Genomic DNA, 15,410 nt, shown 5'->3' on the forward strand with positions numbered 1-15,410 from the left:
CCGCCCGGCCCCGACCCCGATCCGGGGCCAGGGCCGGGGGAACGCCGGCCAGCGCCGCCCGCCCGAGACCCGTCCAGCACGACCCCCGGGCACCCGCCCCCGAGACCCGCCAGGAGCGCCTCGTGCTGTCGCCGCTCGACGACTACCCCGTCCACCAGATCGCCGCGCCCATCCGCGAGGTCGCGACCTCCGACCGCAACTTCTACGACCGCTACTACTTCAACTGCGGCTCCCACGACGGCGACACGTTCCTCGTCCTCGGCCTGGGCCAGTACCCGAACCTCGGCACCGCCGACGCGTTCGCCCTGCTGCGCCGCGGCACCGAGCACCGGGTCGTGCGCGCCTCGGCGGAGCTCGGCACCGACCGGCTCGACACCCGGGTCGGCCCGCTGCGCGTCGAGGTCGTCGAAGGCCTCCAGAAGCTGCGGTTCATCCTCGAGCCGAACGACTTCGGCCTGTCCGCCGACCTGACGTTCGAGGGCGCGATGCCCGCGACCCTCGAACCGCGGCAGGTCATCCGCGGCGCCGCGAACCGGGTCATCATCGACGCCTGCCGGCTCGCCCAGACCGGCCGCTGGTCGGGCACCTTCACCACCGACGGCCAGACCACCGAGGTCACCCCCGACCGCTGGTGGGGCACCCGGGACCGTTCCTGGGGGATCCGGCCCGTCGGCGAGTCCGAACCCCCCGGCAGGCCCGCCGACTTCCACACCCTGTTCTGGCTGTACCTGCCGATCCAGTTCGAGGACTACTCGGTCATCGTGATCCTCCAGGAGGACGAGGCCGGGGACCGCTCCCTGGAGGAGGCGCTGCTCGTCTGGCCCGCGGCGACCGGCAAACCGGCCGAGCAGCTCGGCCGCCCCGACTACACGATCGAGTTCCACCCCGGCACCCGCGTCCCGAAGTCCGCGACCATCCGCTTCACCCGCCGCGACGACAAGATTCCCGAGATCACCGCCGAGGCCCTGGTCACCGCCCACCTCGGCGCCGGCACCGGCTACGGCTTCGACCCCGGCTGGAAGCACGGCATGTACCAGGGGGCGCTCAAGGTCGACGGGGAGACCATCGACGTCACCGACCCCGCCCAGCAGGGCCGCCTGCTGGGCATCACCGACAACTTCGCCCGCTTCACCCGCGACGGCCAGGTCGGCTACGGCCTGTTCGAGCTGCTCGCCATCGGCCCGCACCGACCCACCGGCCTCACCGGCTTCCTCTAGACCGGGCCCCGCCGAACCCCGGCACATCGCGTCCGGCGGCGGCGCTGGCCTGCCGTGGTCGCCGGGGGCGTAGTGGGTCCAGGTGCCGCCGGCGACCCCTCTCCCACGACCGCGGAAGCCGCCTCGTCATTTCGGGTGTGTCCTCGAGGACACACCCGAAATGACGGACGACGTTTTCACCCAGCCAATGCCACGAAGGCGTCAGCAGTTGTCCTGGTAGGCACCCATGACGGCGTACCACCCGGTCCCGGGGGCGGGGGGCACGATCATGTCGAGCACAACCATGTACAGGGGCTCCAGGAGCTCGCACGTCAACGGCCGGGCACTCGCCGTGCCTGCCGTACCGACGATGGTCGTCGCGGCGATACCCGCGGTGAGCGTTGCGGCAGTGGCCGCCGCGAGCAGACGTCTCTTCACAGTATTCCTTCCTCCCGTCGCGTCGTTCGCGACCCGTGAGGCAAGGAAAACCGGCAGGCGTGTGAGAAAACGTGTGAGGAGCAGCTCGCGGGACTGTCAGAGGCCTGACAGTCCCCACCTACCCGCGTACTCCACGGCCACCGCGGGCCCGATGGGCTCCCGGACCGCGGCGCGGCCGATGGTCAGCCCCTGGCCGTCGCGCCGGCGTCGACGGGCAGTGCGACGCCGCCGATGGACGCGCCGACCGCCGGCGAGCACGGCGACGTGCGCGCCCCGCTCTTCGGGGGTTGGAAGAACCGCAGGATTGAACGATTGGCTCGGCGGACCCGAGTTCCGGACCCCGATGGAATGACGAGAGCGGATGGGATCCGCTCTCGTCCGCCGGCATTCTCGGCTGATGGTGGGCCTAAGCCCCCTTCGGTTCGGGGGCTCGCCGGCTGGGGGCCTCGGGCGACGCTCGTTAGCGTCCCCTACGGATCCTGACCAGCATCCTTCCCGAAAGGCCGGCGTCCCATGCCCACTGTCACCTCCGCCGATGGCACCACGATCAGCTACCTGACCGTCGGCCATGGCCCGGGCCTGATCCTGCTTCCCGGGGCGCTGGCGACCGCACAGGACTTCGCCGGCTTCGCGCGGGCGTTGGGCACGTGGTTCACCGTCCACACACTGGACCGGCGCGGCCGCGGCGGGTCGGGCCCGCAAGGCGCCGACTACACCGCCGAGCGCGAGTGTGAGGACATCGCCGCCGTCCAGCAGGCAACCGGAGCGACGTTGCTGGTCGGACACAGCTTCGGGGGCTTCCTCGCCCTCGAGGCGCTTGCGGCCGGGCAGCGGTTCGATCGGGCCGCCGTCTACGAACCGGGTGTCCATCTAGAAGGGCACGGCCCGGTCACCCTCACCTGGACCGACCGCTGCCGCCGAGAGCTCTCAGCCGGGCGGCAGCTGGCCGCCTTCCTCACGTTCATCCGCGGCGTCAACCCGCGCACGACTGGGCGGGTGCCACGTCCGCTGCTCACCCTGATCATCCTCGCCGCGATCCGCCGCCCGGAACGGCGCCAGAAGTATGCGCTGCTGGCCGGAACGATCCTCGAGCATGAGGAGGCCGCCCGACTCGCCAACCAGCCTCAGCGCTACGCAGGCATCACCACGCCCATGTTGCTGATGACGGGCAAGGACACCGAGAGCACCGCCGCCGGTGGCGCCCCTGCGCGCCTCGCGGCGCTGCTGCCCGCTGCCTCCCTGACCGGCTTTCCCACGTTGGACCACTTGGGCCCCGAAAAGGCGCCGGACACTGTCGCCGCCGCGATCGCGACCTTCTTCCAGGAGACGAAGGGCGTTGGCCCGTCGATGCCGCGCAGGGCGTAGGCGCCGCCCGCAGTCCGGCCAGACCGGCGAGACCGGCAACGACCCCCGACGACCCCCGACACGGCGGCGGTAGCGTCGGGCGTGCGCGGGCATATCCGCCCACGCCCCGCAGCCGTCGCCTGAGAGGGCCGCCAGCTCACCGTGGTCGCCGCCCGTTCCGTCGCCCTGTTCGTCCTCGCCGCCGTGCTCGAGATCGGCGGCGCCTGGCTGGTGTGGCAGGGGCTACGCGAACACCGCGGCCCGCTGTGGGTGGCCGCCGGGGTGGTCACGCTCGGGCTCTACGGCTTCGTCGCCACGTTCCAGCCCGACGGGCACTTCGGCCGGGTACTGGCCGCCTACGGCGGGGTCTTCGTCGCCGGGTCGATCCTGTGGGGCGTCGTCGCGGACGGCTACCGCCCCGACCGGTTCGACCTGGCCGGCGCGGCGGTCTGCCTCGCCGGCATGGCCCTCATCATGTACGCCCCCCGCGGCGGCTGACCGGCCCCGGCCCACCCCTCCCGTGGACGACAGGATGGGCCGGGCACCGGGCACCGGGCGCCGGGTCAGCCGGAACGCAGCGCGTCGGTGAGACGGACCCGGGTACCGGTGCGCTTGACCGCCCCGGAGTAGATCCGGCCCGTCAGCGGGACCAGCCCGATGATCGTGGCGATCGTCAGGGCGGTGCCCAGCGCGATCTGCCACGCGGCGGCCGTGCCCGCCGCGATGAGCATCGGCATGATCAGCGGCGCGGACAACGGGACCAGCGACAGCACCCGCAGCAGGCCGCTGCCCGGGTCGCCGGGCAGCACCGAGATCCCGATCACGTACGGAATGATGATGATCATGATGAGGGGCATGGTGACCGCCGAGGCGTCCTCCTGCCGGGACACCAGCGAGCCCGCCGCGGCGAACAGCAGCGCGTAGAGCGCGAAACCGAGCAGGTACCAGACCAGCGACCAGCCCGCCGACGCGAGCGCCGTCACCAGTGACAGGCTCAGCACCCCGGTCGCCACCGCCAGCGGCACCCCGACCGCGGCATACAGCGCCATCTGGATCAGCCCGATGATCCCGATGCCGATCACCTTGCCCGACATCAGCTGCCACGGCCGGACCGTGGCCAGCAGGATCTCGACGACGCGGCTGGACTTCTCCTCGACGACCCCCTGCGCGACCACCGGGCCGAAGATCAGCAGCGACAGGTAGATCAGGACCCCGGTGACGGCCCCGAGGCCGATCCGCGCGTTGTCCCGCTCCCTGGGCGCCTCGAGCGCGACCACGTCGACACCGGCTGCGGCGACCTCGCGGTCGACCTGGCCGAGGTCACCGCCGAGCGCGGTGACCTGCGCGTCGAGCGCCTGCTGGCGGGCGATGGCGGTGAGAAGCCCCCGGCCCTGGTCGTCGAGGGTGTGCCGGACGATGACCCGGAAACCGTCCGGGCCACTCGCCGTCACGGCGGCGTCGAGCGTGCCGTCCCGGACCTGGCGCTCCGCCTCGGCAGCGTCGGCGACGGTGACCGCGCGGACGTCGACACCCGCGGCGTCACCGACCGCCGTGAGCGCCGCCCCGTAACGGGCGTCAGCAGGCAGGAAACCGACGGTGCTCGGTGACGAGCCGCCGAACAGGGCCGTGACACTGATCCCCGCGGCGAGCACGACGACCAGCAGCGGCGTCATGATCCGAAAAGCCTTGGAACGCAGCCGGGTCGACACCTCGCGGCGCACGACGAGCCACAGCACCCGCCCCGACGACGTCCCCGCCCCGCCCCCGCCGTCCTCGCCGCCACGAACAGGGCCGCCACCGCCAGCCACGACGCCCGCGGGCACCACCGCGCCGGGCCGCCCCTGACCGTCGGCGCCGGTATCAAGATCGATGGTGCCGCTCACCGCTGCCCACCCTTCACCCTCGCCCGCACCGACGCGCCCACCCCGGCACGTCTCCCCCAGCCACGCCCACGCCCGCCCCTGCCCTTGCCGCCGTCGGGCGCCGCCCCACCCGGCGCCGGGTCCGAGCTGACCACCTCACGGAACAGCTCCGTCAGCGTCGGGCGCCGGTGCGCGAACTCGTGCACCGGGCCGGTCGCGAGCGCGGCCCGCAGCACCTGCTGGTCGTCGGCACCGGCCGCGAGAGCGAGCACCGTCTGTGCACCCTCCACCCGGGCCCCGACCACACCCGGCAGGCCCAAAGCCCACCCCTCGGGGGCGCGCGGCGCGTCGACGACCAGCAGCGACTCACCACCCGCGCGCAGCTCGTCGACCGGGCCGACGGCGACCATCGCGCCACCCGAGACGATCCCGACCCGGTCACACAGCCGCTCGACGAGGTCGAGCTGATGGCTGGAGAACACCACCGGCACCCCCGCGGCGGCCCGCTCACGCAACACGTCGCTCATCACGTCGACCGCGACCGGGTCCAGACCGGAGAACGGCTCGTCGAGGACCAGCACCGCCGGGTCGTGCACCAGCGCGGCCGCGAGCTGGGCACGCTGCTGGTTCCCGAGACTGAGCGCCTGCACCTCGTCCCCGAGCCGCGGCGCGATACCGAGCCGCTCGGCCCACTCCAGGGTCGCCCGGCGCGCGGCCACGCCCGACATGCCATGCAGCTGGGCGAGGTACTCCAGCTGCTCACCGACCCGCATCTTCGGGTACAGGCCCCGCTCCTCGGGCATGTACCCGATCCGGCGGCGCGCCGCGAGCGTCAGCGGACTCCCGTCATAGCGGACCTCCCCGCCGTCGGCGGTGAGCACCCCGAGCACGATCCGCATCGTCGTGGTCTTGCCGGCCCCGTTCGAGCCGACGAACCCGAACAGCTCGCCCGCCCGGACGTCGAACGTCATCCCGCGCAGCGCGACGACCTCTCCATACCGTTTGGACAGCCCGTCGATCGCGAGCGCTCCGTCGCGCACCTCGCCGCCTTCCGCATGGGCGATGCGACCCGCGGCGGCCGCCGCGGACCCAAGCCGGCTCCATCCCACGGCAGGCACCGGCACAGCACGCGACGGTCGATATCCGTAGGTTCAGACCCAGATTCCCCCGCTGCCCATCGTGCCACCCACGACGGGCGATTCCCGCCGGGCACCAGGTCCGGCCGGGCTATCTGAGCGAACTCTGAGGTTCACCGCGGCGAGGGACACAGCGAGGTGACAAGGAAGGAGAGCACGGATGCCGCTGGGACCGCTGCAGGCCGGTGACCCGACCCGGGTCGGCGGCTACCAGCTGACCGCCCGACTCGGCGCCGGCGCCATGGGCGTGGTGTTCCTCGGCGTAGCCGACGACACCGCCACCCTCCACCTGGACGACACCCCGGGCCACCCCACGCCCCCCGGCCTCCCAGGCTCCACCGCGCCGCCGCCGCCGACGTTCGCCGCCGCGGACAGCGCCGCCGCCACCGAGGGACGGCTGGTCGCCGTCAAACTGATCCACCAACGAGTCGCCTCGATGTCCGACTACCGGGTCCGGTTCCGCCGCGAGGTCGCCGCGGCCAGGGCGGTCGCCGCGACCTGCACCGCCCGGGTGCTCGCCGCCGACCCGGACGCCCACCGGCCCTGGCTCGCGACCGAGTACGTCGCCGGGCCAAGCCTCGACGAGGCCGTCGACCTCGGCGGGCCGCTGGCCCCGGCGACCGTCGAGGCCCTGGCCGTGGGGCTCGCCGAGGCCCTGGTCGCGATCCACCGCGCCGGCATCGTCCACCGCGACCTGAAACCGGCGAACGTGCTCATCACCGCCACCGGGCCGAAGGTCATCGACTTCGGCATGGCCGTGCCGACCAACCCGGCGGCCCGCGTCGACGTGACCCGGACCGGGACGGTCGTCGGCAGCCCCGGCTACCTCGCGCCCGAGCAGGCCGAGGGCAGACGGGCCGGGCCCGCGGCGGACGTGTGGGCGTGGGCGCTCACCGTCGCGTTCGCGGCGACCGGCCGGCCGCCGTTCGGGACCGGGACGGCCGAGGCACTGCTCTACCGCTCGATGACCACCGAGCCGGACCTCGCCGGCGTACCCCCACGGCTGCTGGCGATCGTCCGCTCGGCGCTGCGCCGCGACCCGGCGGGCCGGCCGTCCGCCACCCGGCTGCTGGCCACGCTCGTCGGCGAGACCGCCGACCCGGCGGCGGCCGTGGCCAGGGTGCTGGAGGTCCTCTGGCAGCCCCCTGCCTCCGCCCCGACCCCAGCCGGCGCCACCCCGGCGACCCCGACGCCCGCCTCCGGTGGGTGGGGTCCGCCCGCCACCTGGCCAGACACCGCCAGCGGGCAGCCTTGGTTCCCACCACCGCCCCCCGGCGCCTACGCGGCCGCGGGCACGCCCCCGCCGTCGACCCCCACCCCACTGCCCCCGGCCGGCCACGGGGACCGGCCACCGAACCCAGGTGGGCCACTCGCCGCCGCCACCCCCCTGACGGCACCGGCCCGGCCACTGCGGGGCTGGTTCGTGGCGGCCGCCACCGCGGCGCTGCTCACCGCCGCGCTGGCCGGCGCCGGGATCACCGCCGCGGTGACCGGCACCGGGAACAGCCCGACACCCGGACCCACCCCGACGCCCACCGCGACCACACCCGCCACCGCGACCCAGGAAGCCGGCGTCCCGGGCGCGGGAGACACCGAGCTGCTCGCCGGCCGCTTCACGGGGACCTACCGCTGCCAGCAGGGCACCACCAACCTGCGGCTGGACATCCTCGACCTGCCCGAGGCACCCGGCCGGGTCACCGCGGAGTTCTCGTTCTCGGCGACCGCCGACAACCCCGACGTGCCCTCCGGGGCGTACACGATGAGCGGCACGTTCGTCGGCAACGTCCTGCAGCTGACCGGACGGCGCTGGCTCGACCACCCACCCGGCTACGTCATGGTCGGCCTGTCCGGCACGTACTCCGTCGGCAGCCAGCAGCTACGCGGCCAGATCAGCGGCGCGAACTGCGACACCTTCTCCCTCACCAGATCCTCCTGACCCGCACCCCGCACCGCCGCACCGCCGTACCGATCGACCACCCCGGCCCGGCCCGGGGTGGTGCGCGCGGTGGGGTCAGCATGGTCGACTGGAGAGGTGGCCGAGTCCGACGCGCCCCTCCCTCCGCCCACCCGGTGCTCACTGTGCGGCCACCTGTGGTCCGCGCACTTCGGCGGCGGCCCGACCGCGGTGTGGGTGACCTGCTGCGCCCTGCCCGGCCAGGCCGAACCCGGCGACACCCCAAGCCCCACGGACGGCCACCGCCAACAGCCGGCGCCAGCGCAGCGCGCCGCCGCCGCCGTGGACGCCGTCGCGCCGGCGGTGGCCGGCCTCGCGGGACCCGCCCCGACCTGCTACTGCCGGCGCGGCGTCGAGGAGTTCCGCCAGGAGGCCCTCCAGGAAGCCCGCGCCACCGCCGGCCACCCACCCCCCACCGACCTCCACGAGGCCCAGGCAGACGCGTACGGCGCCCGGCCAGGAGAGCACACACCCGCCCGGGAACCGGTGGTGCTGTGCGTCACCTGCCGCGCCGCGCCCGCGCAGGACACCCAGTGCCACCCCTGCCGCCAGGCCCGCCAGCACGCCTCCCGCGCCCGCTTCGCCGCCCGCCAGGCCCAGCTCACCCGCCACGCCCGCCGCCGGCCCGGCGGCCGATGACCCGCAACCAGCCCGACCGGAGCGCGACACCTCACAGGACACCCACCAAGCGCACGGGTAGGCCATACTTGGCCACCAGCCGACAACAACAGCTCCGTGGTACGCCCGCGACGTGTCCATCCGCGCCTGACGAAGACTCCGCCCTCACCAGGGCCGACCGACCTACCGTCGAGGTACGGACCCCGAGGGGCCCGGACGAAGCCGCCGAGGTGGGGGATGCCCGTGACACGAGACGCCAGCCCCCCCGGCTCGCCCACCCGTCCCGCCAACGGGCTCCCGTCGACACCCGGCGAGCTCCTCGTCGACCTGAACGTCGACGCCGACGCCCGCGCCGTACCACGATCACGCCGACTCGTGTCCGCGACCCTCGCCGGCATCGAACCGCCGCTGCGGGCGCTGCGCGCCGACGTCGCCCTCATCGCCGGCGAGCTGCTGACCAACGCCCTCCTCCACGGCAAACCCCCCATCACCCTGCGCGTACTCACCCAGGGCAGCGGACTGCGGGTGGAGGTCGCCGACGCGAGCCCCACCACACCCACCAGAGGACGACCAAGCTCCGAGTCGTTCACCGGCCGCGGCCTGGCGATCGTCCACAGCCTCGCCGCACGCTGGGGCTGCTCCCCCGACGGCGCCGGGAAGGTCGTCTGGGCCGAACTCGACGCCGCGGCCGAAACCAGCCCCCCGCAGCCCACCGAACGCCCCCCGGCCAGCCCCCCGCCGAACACACCGGTAACCGGCCGGCACACCACACCACCAACCCAGCCCCACCCACCCGTCGCCCCGGCCCCGGCCCACTACCCGGTCAGCATCGGCGACATCCCGACCGACCTGCTGCTGGCCGCCAAGAGCCACGTCGACAACCTGGTCCGCGAGTTCACCCTCGCCTCCCGTGGCGCGGCCAGCGGCGAGAGCGGCGCGGTCCCGCCCCACCTCGCCGAACTGATCACCGTCGTGACGACCCGGTTCGCCGCCCCCCGGGAGGCGATCCGCCGGCAGGCACTGGCCGCCGCCGCGGCCAGACGACCCCGGACCACCCTCGAACTCTCGCTCCCGCTGTCCGCCGCGGACGCCGCCGAGGAGTACCTCGTCGCCCTCGACAAGGCAGACGAGTACGCCAGAGCGGCCCGGCTGCTCACCGTGGAGACACCGCCCGCTCACTGGGCGTTCCGCCGCTGGTACATCAGCTCGATCATCACCCAGCTGCGCGCCGCCGGCAGCGGCCAGCCACCGCCCGCGCCACCCAGCTTCGAGGAGTTCCTGCTGCGCGCCCTGGCCGAGGTCTCCACGGCCCGGCGCGCCGCCGAACGCGGCGCCCGCCTCCAGGCCGCGACGGCGGCACTCGCGTCCACCACCCGCCCCGAACAGGTCGCCGAGGTCGTCCTCACCGAGGGTGTCGCCGCACTCGGCGCGAACGGCGGCAGCCTGCTCGTACCCCTCGACGGCGACCTGCTCGCCGTCCCCGGAGCCGTCGGCTACCCAGGCGAACTGGTCGCCCAACTACGCGCCGAACGGCGCGACGCGCCACTGCCCGCCGCGGAGGCGATCCGGGAAGGCCAAGCCGTCTGGCTGGAGTCCGTCGCCGAGGATCACGCCCGCTACCCGCAGCTGCACCAACTCGAGCCCACCACGGTCTCCCTCTGCGCACTGCCGCTGTCCGTCGGCGCAGAGGTACTCGGCGCGCTCCGGTTCTCCTTCGACTACCCACGGCTGTTCGGCCCCGAGGACCGCGAGTTCGCCGGCGCGCTCGCCGCCCAGACCGCGCTCGCACTCGAACGAGCCCGGCTGATCGCCGCCGAACGACAGGCCCGGGAACGCGTGACCTTCCTGGCCGCCGCCACCACCCGGCTGACAGCCCGCCTCGACGAAGGCGAGACCCTCCACCAGCTGGCCGCCCTGTTCACCCCCACCCTCTCCGAATACGCCGCCGTCTACCTCGCCGAAAGCGGCACCCAACCCCACCTGGTGGCCGAAGCCGGTACCCACGCCAACACCCCCACCGACGCCGACACGCCAGCCCAGGGACACCTCGACCCCGCCCGCGTGCAGGCGATGCGCCTGGCACTCCACCACGGCCAGACCATCGCCATCGCCGGCCCCGCCGCCCGCGGCCTGTCCTGGCCCACCGCCCCAGCCAACCCCGACCTCCCCGAGAACGGGCGGCCCGCCGCCGCGACCACCGAATCCGGCGCCATCCTCGCCGTGCCACTGCGCCTGCGCTCCGAGACCGCCGGCGTTCTGGGACTGTCCCGACCCCCCGGGGCCGCCGCCTTCTCCGCCGACGAGCAGAGCCTCATCCAGGACGTCGCGGACCGGGCAGCCATCGCGCTCGTCCACGCCCGCCAGTACCAGCGGGAACGCGAGACCGCGCTGACCCTGCAACGCAGCCTGCTGCCACGCCGCATGCCCGAGATCGCCGGCGTCGCGTTCGCATGGCGCTACCTGCCGGCCGGCGCTGGCTCCCTCGTCGGCGGCGACTGGTACGACGTCCTGACACTCGACGACGACACGATCGCCCTCGTCATCGGCGACGTCATGGGCCGAGGCATCCAGGCCGCCGCCACCATGGGCCAGCTACGGGCCAGCGCACGGGCAGGCACCTCGGCCCACCTGCCCGCCGAGGCGGTCCTCGTCCAGCTCGACGCCGCCGTCAGCGGGCTCGAACAGGACCAGATCACCACCGTCGCCATGGCGATACTCGACCCGGCGGCGCGCCAGCTGCGCGTCGCCTCCGCCGGCCACCTGCCACCGCTGATCGTCCCGCCACACGGCGAGCCCCAGTTCGTCGCCGTGGAACCAGGCCCCCCGCTGGGCGCCGGCCTCACCGGCGGCCACTACGCCGAGACCGCCGTCCCGTTCGCCCCCGGCAGCATCCTGCTGCTCTACACCGACGGACTCGTCGAGGACCGGCACCGCTCCGTCGACGAGGGCATGGCGGTACTGCGCTCCGTCGCCGCGGGCGCGTCCGGCCCGGAGGAGCTGTGCGAACGGGCGCTCGCCGCGCTCGCCCACGGCAGCCACGACGACGACACCGCCCTGCTCGCCGTCTCCCTCACCGCCGACGCCGCCTGACCCACCGAGGTCACGGGCACTGCAGGTCCGCCACCATCAGCGCGCCAGTGGTGGCACAGTACGTGTCCCTGCTGACCAGCCAATGACCGTCGACCAGCACCGCCGTACCGGTCGTGCCGTAGGAGCGCTCTCCGGTCTCCGACGATCCCACCACCGTGGAGTCCGTGAACGTCAGCGTGAACGAGACGCTGACCGTCGCCGGACCGACCTGCTCGAGACCGCCGAAGGTGACCGAGATGGTGGTGTAAAGCCCGGGGAACCGCTGGCCCACCTTGTCGCGGACCGGCAAGAGCGCCGCGGGATCCTGCACCGCCGCGGCCCACACCTGGTCGGAGACCTGCGGGTGCTGCGCCTGGTACACCGTGCGGAACGCGGCCCTGACCTTCTCCGCCGTCTGCGGATCCAGCGGATCCGCCTGCTTCTGCGTCGGCGGCCACGTGACGGCGGGCCCGCCATAGTAGAAGTCCGTGGTCGGCCCGGCCGGAGCCACCGTCCTCGCCGGCACGATCCCACCCGTCCCCGTGCCGCCACCCAGCAGGCTCACCGAGACCACGACCAGAACGACCGCCATGACCGCGACCACGACGGAACCGGCGGCCCGGACCCGCGCCCGGCGGCGCAGCGCCCGCGCCCGCACCGACTGGGCGAACCACGGCCCGACCGACAGTTTGGGCAGCTCGGCCCGCACGGCGCGCAGCCGCGCCTCGACGCCACTCGTGTCGAGGTCGGCTGGGTCCGCGTCGCGTCCGCCGGTGCTCACAGCGCGTTCCCCCCTGCCCGCCCGGCCCGCACCTGCTGGGTCGCGCCCACCTCGCTCGTTGTCGCCAGGCCGCCCACGGGTCCGCCGGACGCCAGCCCCGCCCGGTGCCGGCCCGGTGGCGGCGGCGCGAGCCGCGGCCTGGGCGACGCGGCACGAGCCGGGCCCGGGCCGCTACTAGCCCCCTCGTTCGTCAGGAGATCCACCGCCCGGGCCCGCTGGCCGGCCGGCCGCACCGGCCAGCGGGCCGCGCCGCCGCCACCGCCGATTCCGGCGAGGTGCTCGTTGTCGCGCAGCTTCGCCAGGCCCCGGGACGCCTGGCTGCGCACCGAACCGACGGAGCAGCCGAGCGCGGCGGCGACCTCGCCCTCGGGCAGGTCGTCGAGGTAGCGCAGGACGACGACGGCACGCTGGCGTGGCGGCAGGGTGCGCAGCGCGCGCGTCAGCCCGTCGCGCGCCGACAGCGCCTCGGCATGGTCGGCGACCTGTGGCCCGAACCCGCCAGGGTCCTGTTCCGTCAGCAGCGGCACCTCGGTGACCCGCGCCCGCAACCGGCGCCACCGGCTCGTCGCCGCGTTGACGAGCGCCCGGCGCACGTAGGCCTCCGGCTGCCCGTCGGCGATCTTCGACCAGTGCCGGTAGGTGCGCTCGAACGCGCCCTGCAGGAGGTCCTCGCCGGCCGCCCGGTCGCCACCGACCAGCAGCACCGCGCTCAGCAGCAGCCGGTCCGCGGACCCGGCGACGAACTCCTCGAAGGCCCGTTCCTCATCGGAGCGCACCCCTCGCCTCCCACCCGGTCGAGCATTTCCCTATATCCATCAACGCTTCCGCCCGGCCCTGCGATGAGCGCTCGAAGCAGTACTCCACGAATCCGAACCACAAGATCTTTTTGGCGAGTCTTTAGTCGATGAGCTGTTTGGGGGTTGGGAGGGGTGTGCGCACGGGTTTTGTGTTGAAGATCAACAAATAGCGTTACCGCTCGTCAACACTGTTGATTATCTTGTGATGAGGGCCGCGGGAAACGATCTCCTACACCGCCCCGGCGCACCGGTCCAGCGACATCGGTCCCGGGGGGCACCGCGTGCATCAGCCACTCCCCCTCCACCTTGGCATCCACGTCCTGTCTGCGGAACCTCGCCCCGCTCCCCCGAGCTGCGTACGCACGGCAGGATTGGGCGGATGACGCTGTCGTCGGGCAGCCGACAGACCTGCGCTGGGTAGCGGACGGACGAAAAGGATGGCGCCATGGATCGCGAGGACGACCTGGACGTGCTGCGGGCAGCCGCGGCGATGGCGCTCGACTACGCGGCGACGGTTGACAGCCGGCCCGTCGCGCCGACGCCGGAGGCGGTGGCCGGGCTGGCGGCCTTCGATGAGGCACTGCCCGAGGCCGGTACGTCGGCGCACGCGACGCTGCGCCTCCTGCACGACGCCGGCGGCCCGGCGACGATGGCCTCGGCAGGCGCCCGCTACTTCGGCTTCGTCATCGGCGGGACCCTGCCGGCGGCACTCGGCGCCGCCTGGCTCACCGACGCCTGGGACCAGAACGCGGCACTCCCGGCGATGTCCCCCGTGGCCGCCAAGCTGCACGACGTGACCCGACGCTGGCTGGTCGACCTCCTCGGCCTACCAGCCGACTGCGCGGTCACCTACGTGACCGGGGCCACCATGGCCAACGCCGCCTGCCTCGCCGCCGCCCGCGACGAACTGCTCGCCCGGCTCGGCTGGGACGCCCAGGCCGACGGGCTGTTCGGCGCCCCGGCCTTCGACGTCGTCATCGGCGAAGGGGCGCACGCGACGCTGCGCAAGTCGCTCGGCCTGGTAGGGCTCGGCCGCTCCCGGGTGCACGTCGTGCCCGCCGACGACCAGGGCCGGATGCGCGCCGACGCGCTGCCGGGCGACCTCACCGGCCCGGTGCTCGTCTGCGCGCAGGCGGGCGAGGTCAACACCGGCGCGTTCGACCCGTTCGACGAGATCGCCGACTGGCTCGCCCGCCGTCCGGGACCCGCGCCGGGCTGGCTGCACGTCGACGGCGCGTTCGGTCTGTGGGCGCTGGCCGACCCGACGCGGCGTGACCGGCTCGCCGCCGGGCTCACCCGCGCCGACTCGTGGGCGACCGACGGGCACAAGTGGCTCAACGTCACCTACGACTGCGGTCTCGCCTTCGTCCGGGACGCGGCCCCCCTGCGCCGCACCTTCACCGCCGCCGCCGGCTACACCCCCGCCGGCGACACGTTCGACGCGATGCACCACACGCCGCAGTCCTCACAGCGCGCCCGGCAGATCGAGGTGTGGGCAGCCCTGCGCACCCTGGGCCGCGACGGCGTCGCCGATCTCGTCACCCGCGCCTGCGACGCCGCCGCCGAGATCGCCCGCCGGCTCGACGAGGGCGGCCTCACGGTCCTCAACGACGTCGTCCTCAACCAGGTCCTCATCCGCCTCGACCACCTCGACCCGGAGCCCGGCACCGAGGCCCCGGGCGCGGCCGAGGCCGCGCCCGAAGCGGCCGGCGAGGCGCTGACACGGGCGCTCATCGCCGAGATCCAGGAGGACGGCCGGGTCTGGTGCGGGCCCACCCTCTGGCACGGCCGGACCGCGATGCGCCTCAGCGTCTCGAGCTGGAAGACGGACCCCGACGACGCCGCCTTCGCCGCCGACGTCATCCTCACATGCGCCACCCGCGTCCGCGCCCGCCTGGCCGCCCGCTGATCGCTGACCGCTGATCTGCGGGGAACCGGACGGCCTCCCACGTCCCACCACGCTCAGCGACGGGAGCCAGGCGGTCCATCCGGCCGTAGCCATGATCTGGTGGGATCGTCGGAGCTGTGGGCCCGACGATCCCACCAGATCATGAAACCCGGCGAGATCTCCTCCGCTGGGCGGTGACCATGAGTGACCTGGTGCCCTTGATGCCCTGATCGGTCGAAGCAGTCAGCGGCACCGAACCCGGATCACCATGCTCAAGATCAACAACAGAGCCCGGTCGAGGTCAACGGCGTGGACAACGGTGCCTGT

Annotated in this window: 12 protein-coding genes; 7 read left to right on the top strand and 5 right to left on the bottom strand. The window is 73.9% G+C overall.

Going from position 1 to position 15,410, the window contains the following annotated elements:
* On the top strand, positions 1–1,217 hold a 1,217-nt coding region (locus tag FRCN3DRAFT_RS55175), incomplete at its 5' end, for an Rv3169 family protein (RefSeq protein WP_232794078.1).
* A gap of 201 nt (positions 1,218–1,418) precedes the next feature.
* On the opposite strand, the gene FRCN3DRAFT_RS0219000 is transcribed toward FRCN3DRAFT_RS55175, so the two are convergent.
* Positions 1,419–1,634 (bottom strand): hypothetical protein, encoded by a 216-nt coding sequence (locus FRCN3DRAFT_RS0219000; RefSeq protein WP_007519055.1) that lies wholly within the window; start codon positions 1,632–1,634, stop codon positions 1,419–1,421.
* 513 nt (positions 1,635–2,147) lie between these two features.
* Here FRCN3DRAFT_RS0219000 and FRCN3DRAFT_RS0219005 point away from each other — a divergent pair.
* Positions 2,148–2,999: an alpha/beta fold hydrolase gene (locus tag FRCN3DRAFT_RS0219005; protein ID WP_007519053.1), complete on the top strand. Its 852-nt coding sequence runs from the start codon at positions 2,148–2,150 to the stop codon at positions 2,997–2,999.
* A gap of 141 nt (positions 3,000–3,140) precedes the next feature.
* On the top strand, positions 3,141–3,476 hold the full coding sequence (locus tag FRCN3DRAFT_RS0219010; RefSeq protein WP_007519051.1) for a YnfA family protein: 336 nt from the start codon (positions 3,141–3,143) through the stop codon (positions 3,474–3,476).
* 65 nt (positions 3,477–3,541) lie between these two features.
* On the opposite strand, the gene FRCN3DRAFT_RS0219015 is transcribed toward FRCN3DRAFT_RS0219010, so the two are convergent.
* Together FRCN3DRAFT_RS0219015 and FRCN3DRAFT_RS0219020 are read right to left on the bottom strand one after the other, a co-directional pair.
* Positions 3,542–4,861 carry an ABC transporter permease gene (locus FRCN3DRAFT_RS0219015; RefSeq protein ID WP_007519048.1) on the bottom strand — a complete coding sequence of 440 codons (1,320 nt, stop codon included), beginning with the start codon at positions 4,859–4,861 and terminating at the stop codon, positions 3,542–3,544.
* Positions 4,858–5,880, bottom strand: a complete 1,023-nt coding sequence (locus tag FRCN3DRAFT_RS0219020) for an ABC transporter ATP-binding protein (RefSeq protein ID WP_007519046.1) — start codon at positions 5,878–5,880, stop codon at positions 4,858–4,860. The genes FRCN3DRAFT_RS0219015 and FRCN3DRAFT_RS0219020 overlap by 4 nt, the downstream gene beginning before the upstream one ends.
* Positions 5,881–6,136: 256 nt before the next feature.
* Here FRCN3DRAFT_RS0219020 and FRCN3DRAFT_RS0219025 point away from each other — a divergent pair, with 256 nt between their 5' ends.
* From FRCN3DRAFT_RS0219025 to FRCN3DRAFT_RS0219035, 3 genes are all read left to right on the top strand, one after another.
* Positions 6,137–7,912 carry a serine/threonine-protein kinase gene (locus FRCN3DRAFT_RS0219025; protein WP_007519044.1) on the top strand — a complete coding sequence of 592 codons (1,776 nt, stop codon included), beginning with the start codon at positions 6,137–6,139 and terminating at the stop codon, positions 7,910–7,912.
* A gap of 96 nt (positions 7,913–8,008) precedes the next feature.
* Positions 8,009–8,569, top strand: a complete 561-nt coding sequence (locus FRCN3DRAFT_RS0219030; protein ID WP_007519042.1) for a hypothetical protein — start codon at positions 8,009–8,011, stop codon at positions 8,567–8,569.
* Positions 8,570–8,785: 216 nt separating this feature from the next.
* Entirely contained in the window at positions 8,786–11,638 is a 2,853-nt protein-coding gene (locus tag FRCN3DRAFT_RS0219035; protein ID WP_007519040.1) for a SpoIIE family protein phosphatase, read from the top strand.
* 10 nt (positions 11,639–11,648) lie between these two features.
* On the opposite strand, the gene FRCN3DRAFT_RS0219040 is transcribed toward FRCN3DRAFT_RS0219035, so the two are convergent.
* Positions 11,649–12,398, bottom strand: coding sequence for a hypothetical protein (locus FRCN3DRAFT_RS0219040; RefSeq protein ID WP_007519038.1), 750 nt, complete (start codon positions 12,396–12,398; stop codon positions 11,649–11,651).
* Positions 12,395–13,174 carry a SigE family RNA polymerase sigma factor gene (locus FRCN3DRAFT_RS45210; RefSeq protein WP_007519036.1) on the bottom strand — a complete coding sequence of 260 codons (780 nt, stop codon included), beginning with the start codon at positions 13,172–13,174 and terminating at the stop codon, positions 12,395–12,397. Before FRCN3DRAFT_RS45210 ends, FRCN3DRAFT_RS0219040 begins: the two co-directional genes overlap by 4 nt.
* 466 nt (positions 13,175–13,640) lie before the next feature.
* Between FRCN3DRAFT_RS45210 and FRCN3DRAFT_RS0219050 the strand changes: the two genes are divergently transcribed.
* Entirely contained in the window at positions 13,641–15,104 is a 1,464-nt protein-coding gene (locus tag FRCN3DRAFT_RS0219050) for a pyridoxal phosphate-dependent decarboxylase family protein (RefSeq protein WP_007519033.1), read from the top strand.
* Positions 15,105–15,410: the final 306 nt, after the last annotated feature.

This window comes from Pseudofrankia saprophytica (assembly GCF_000235425.2).
GTDB classification, from domain to species: domain Bacteria; phylum Actinomycetota; class Actinomycetes; order Frankiales; family Frankiaceae; genus Pseudofrankia; species Pseudofrankia saprophytica.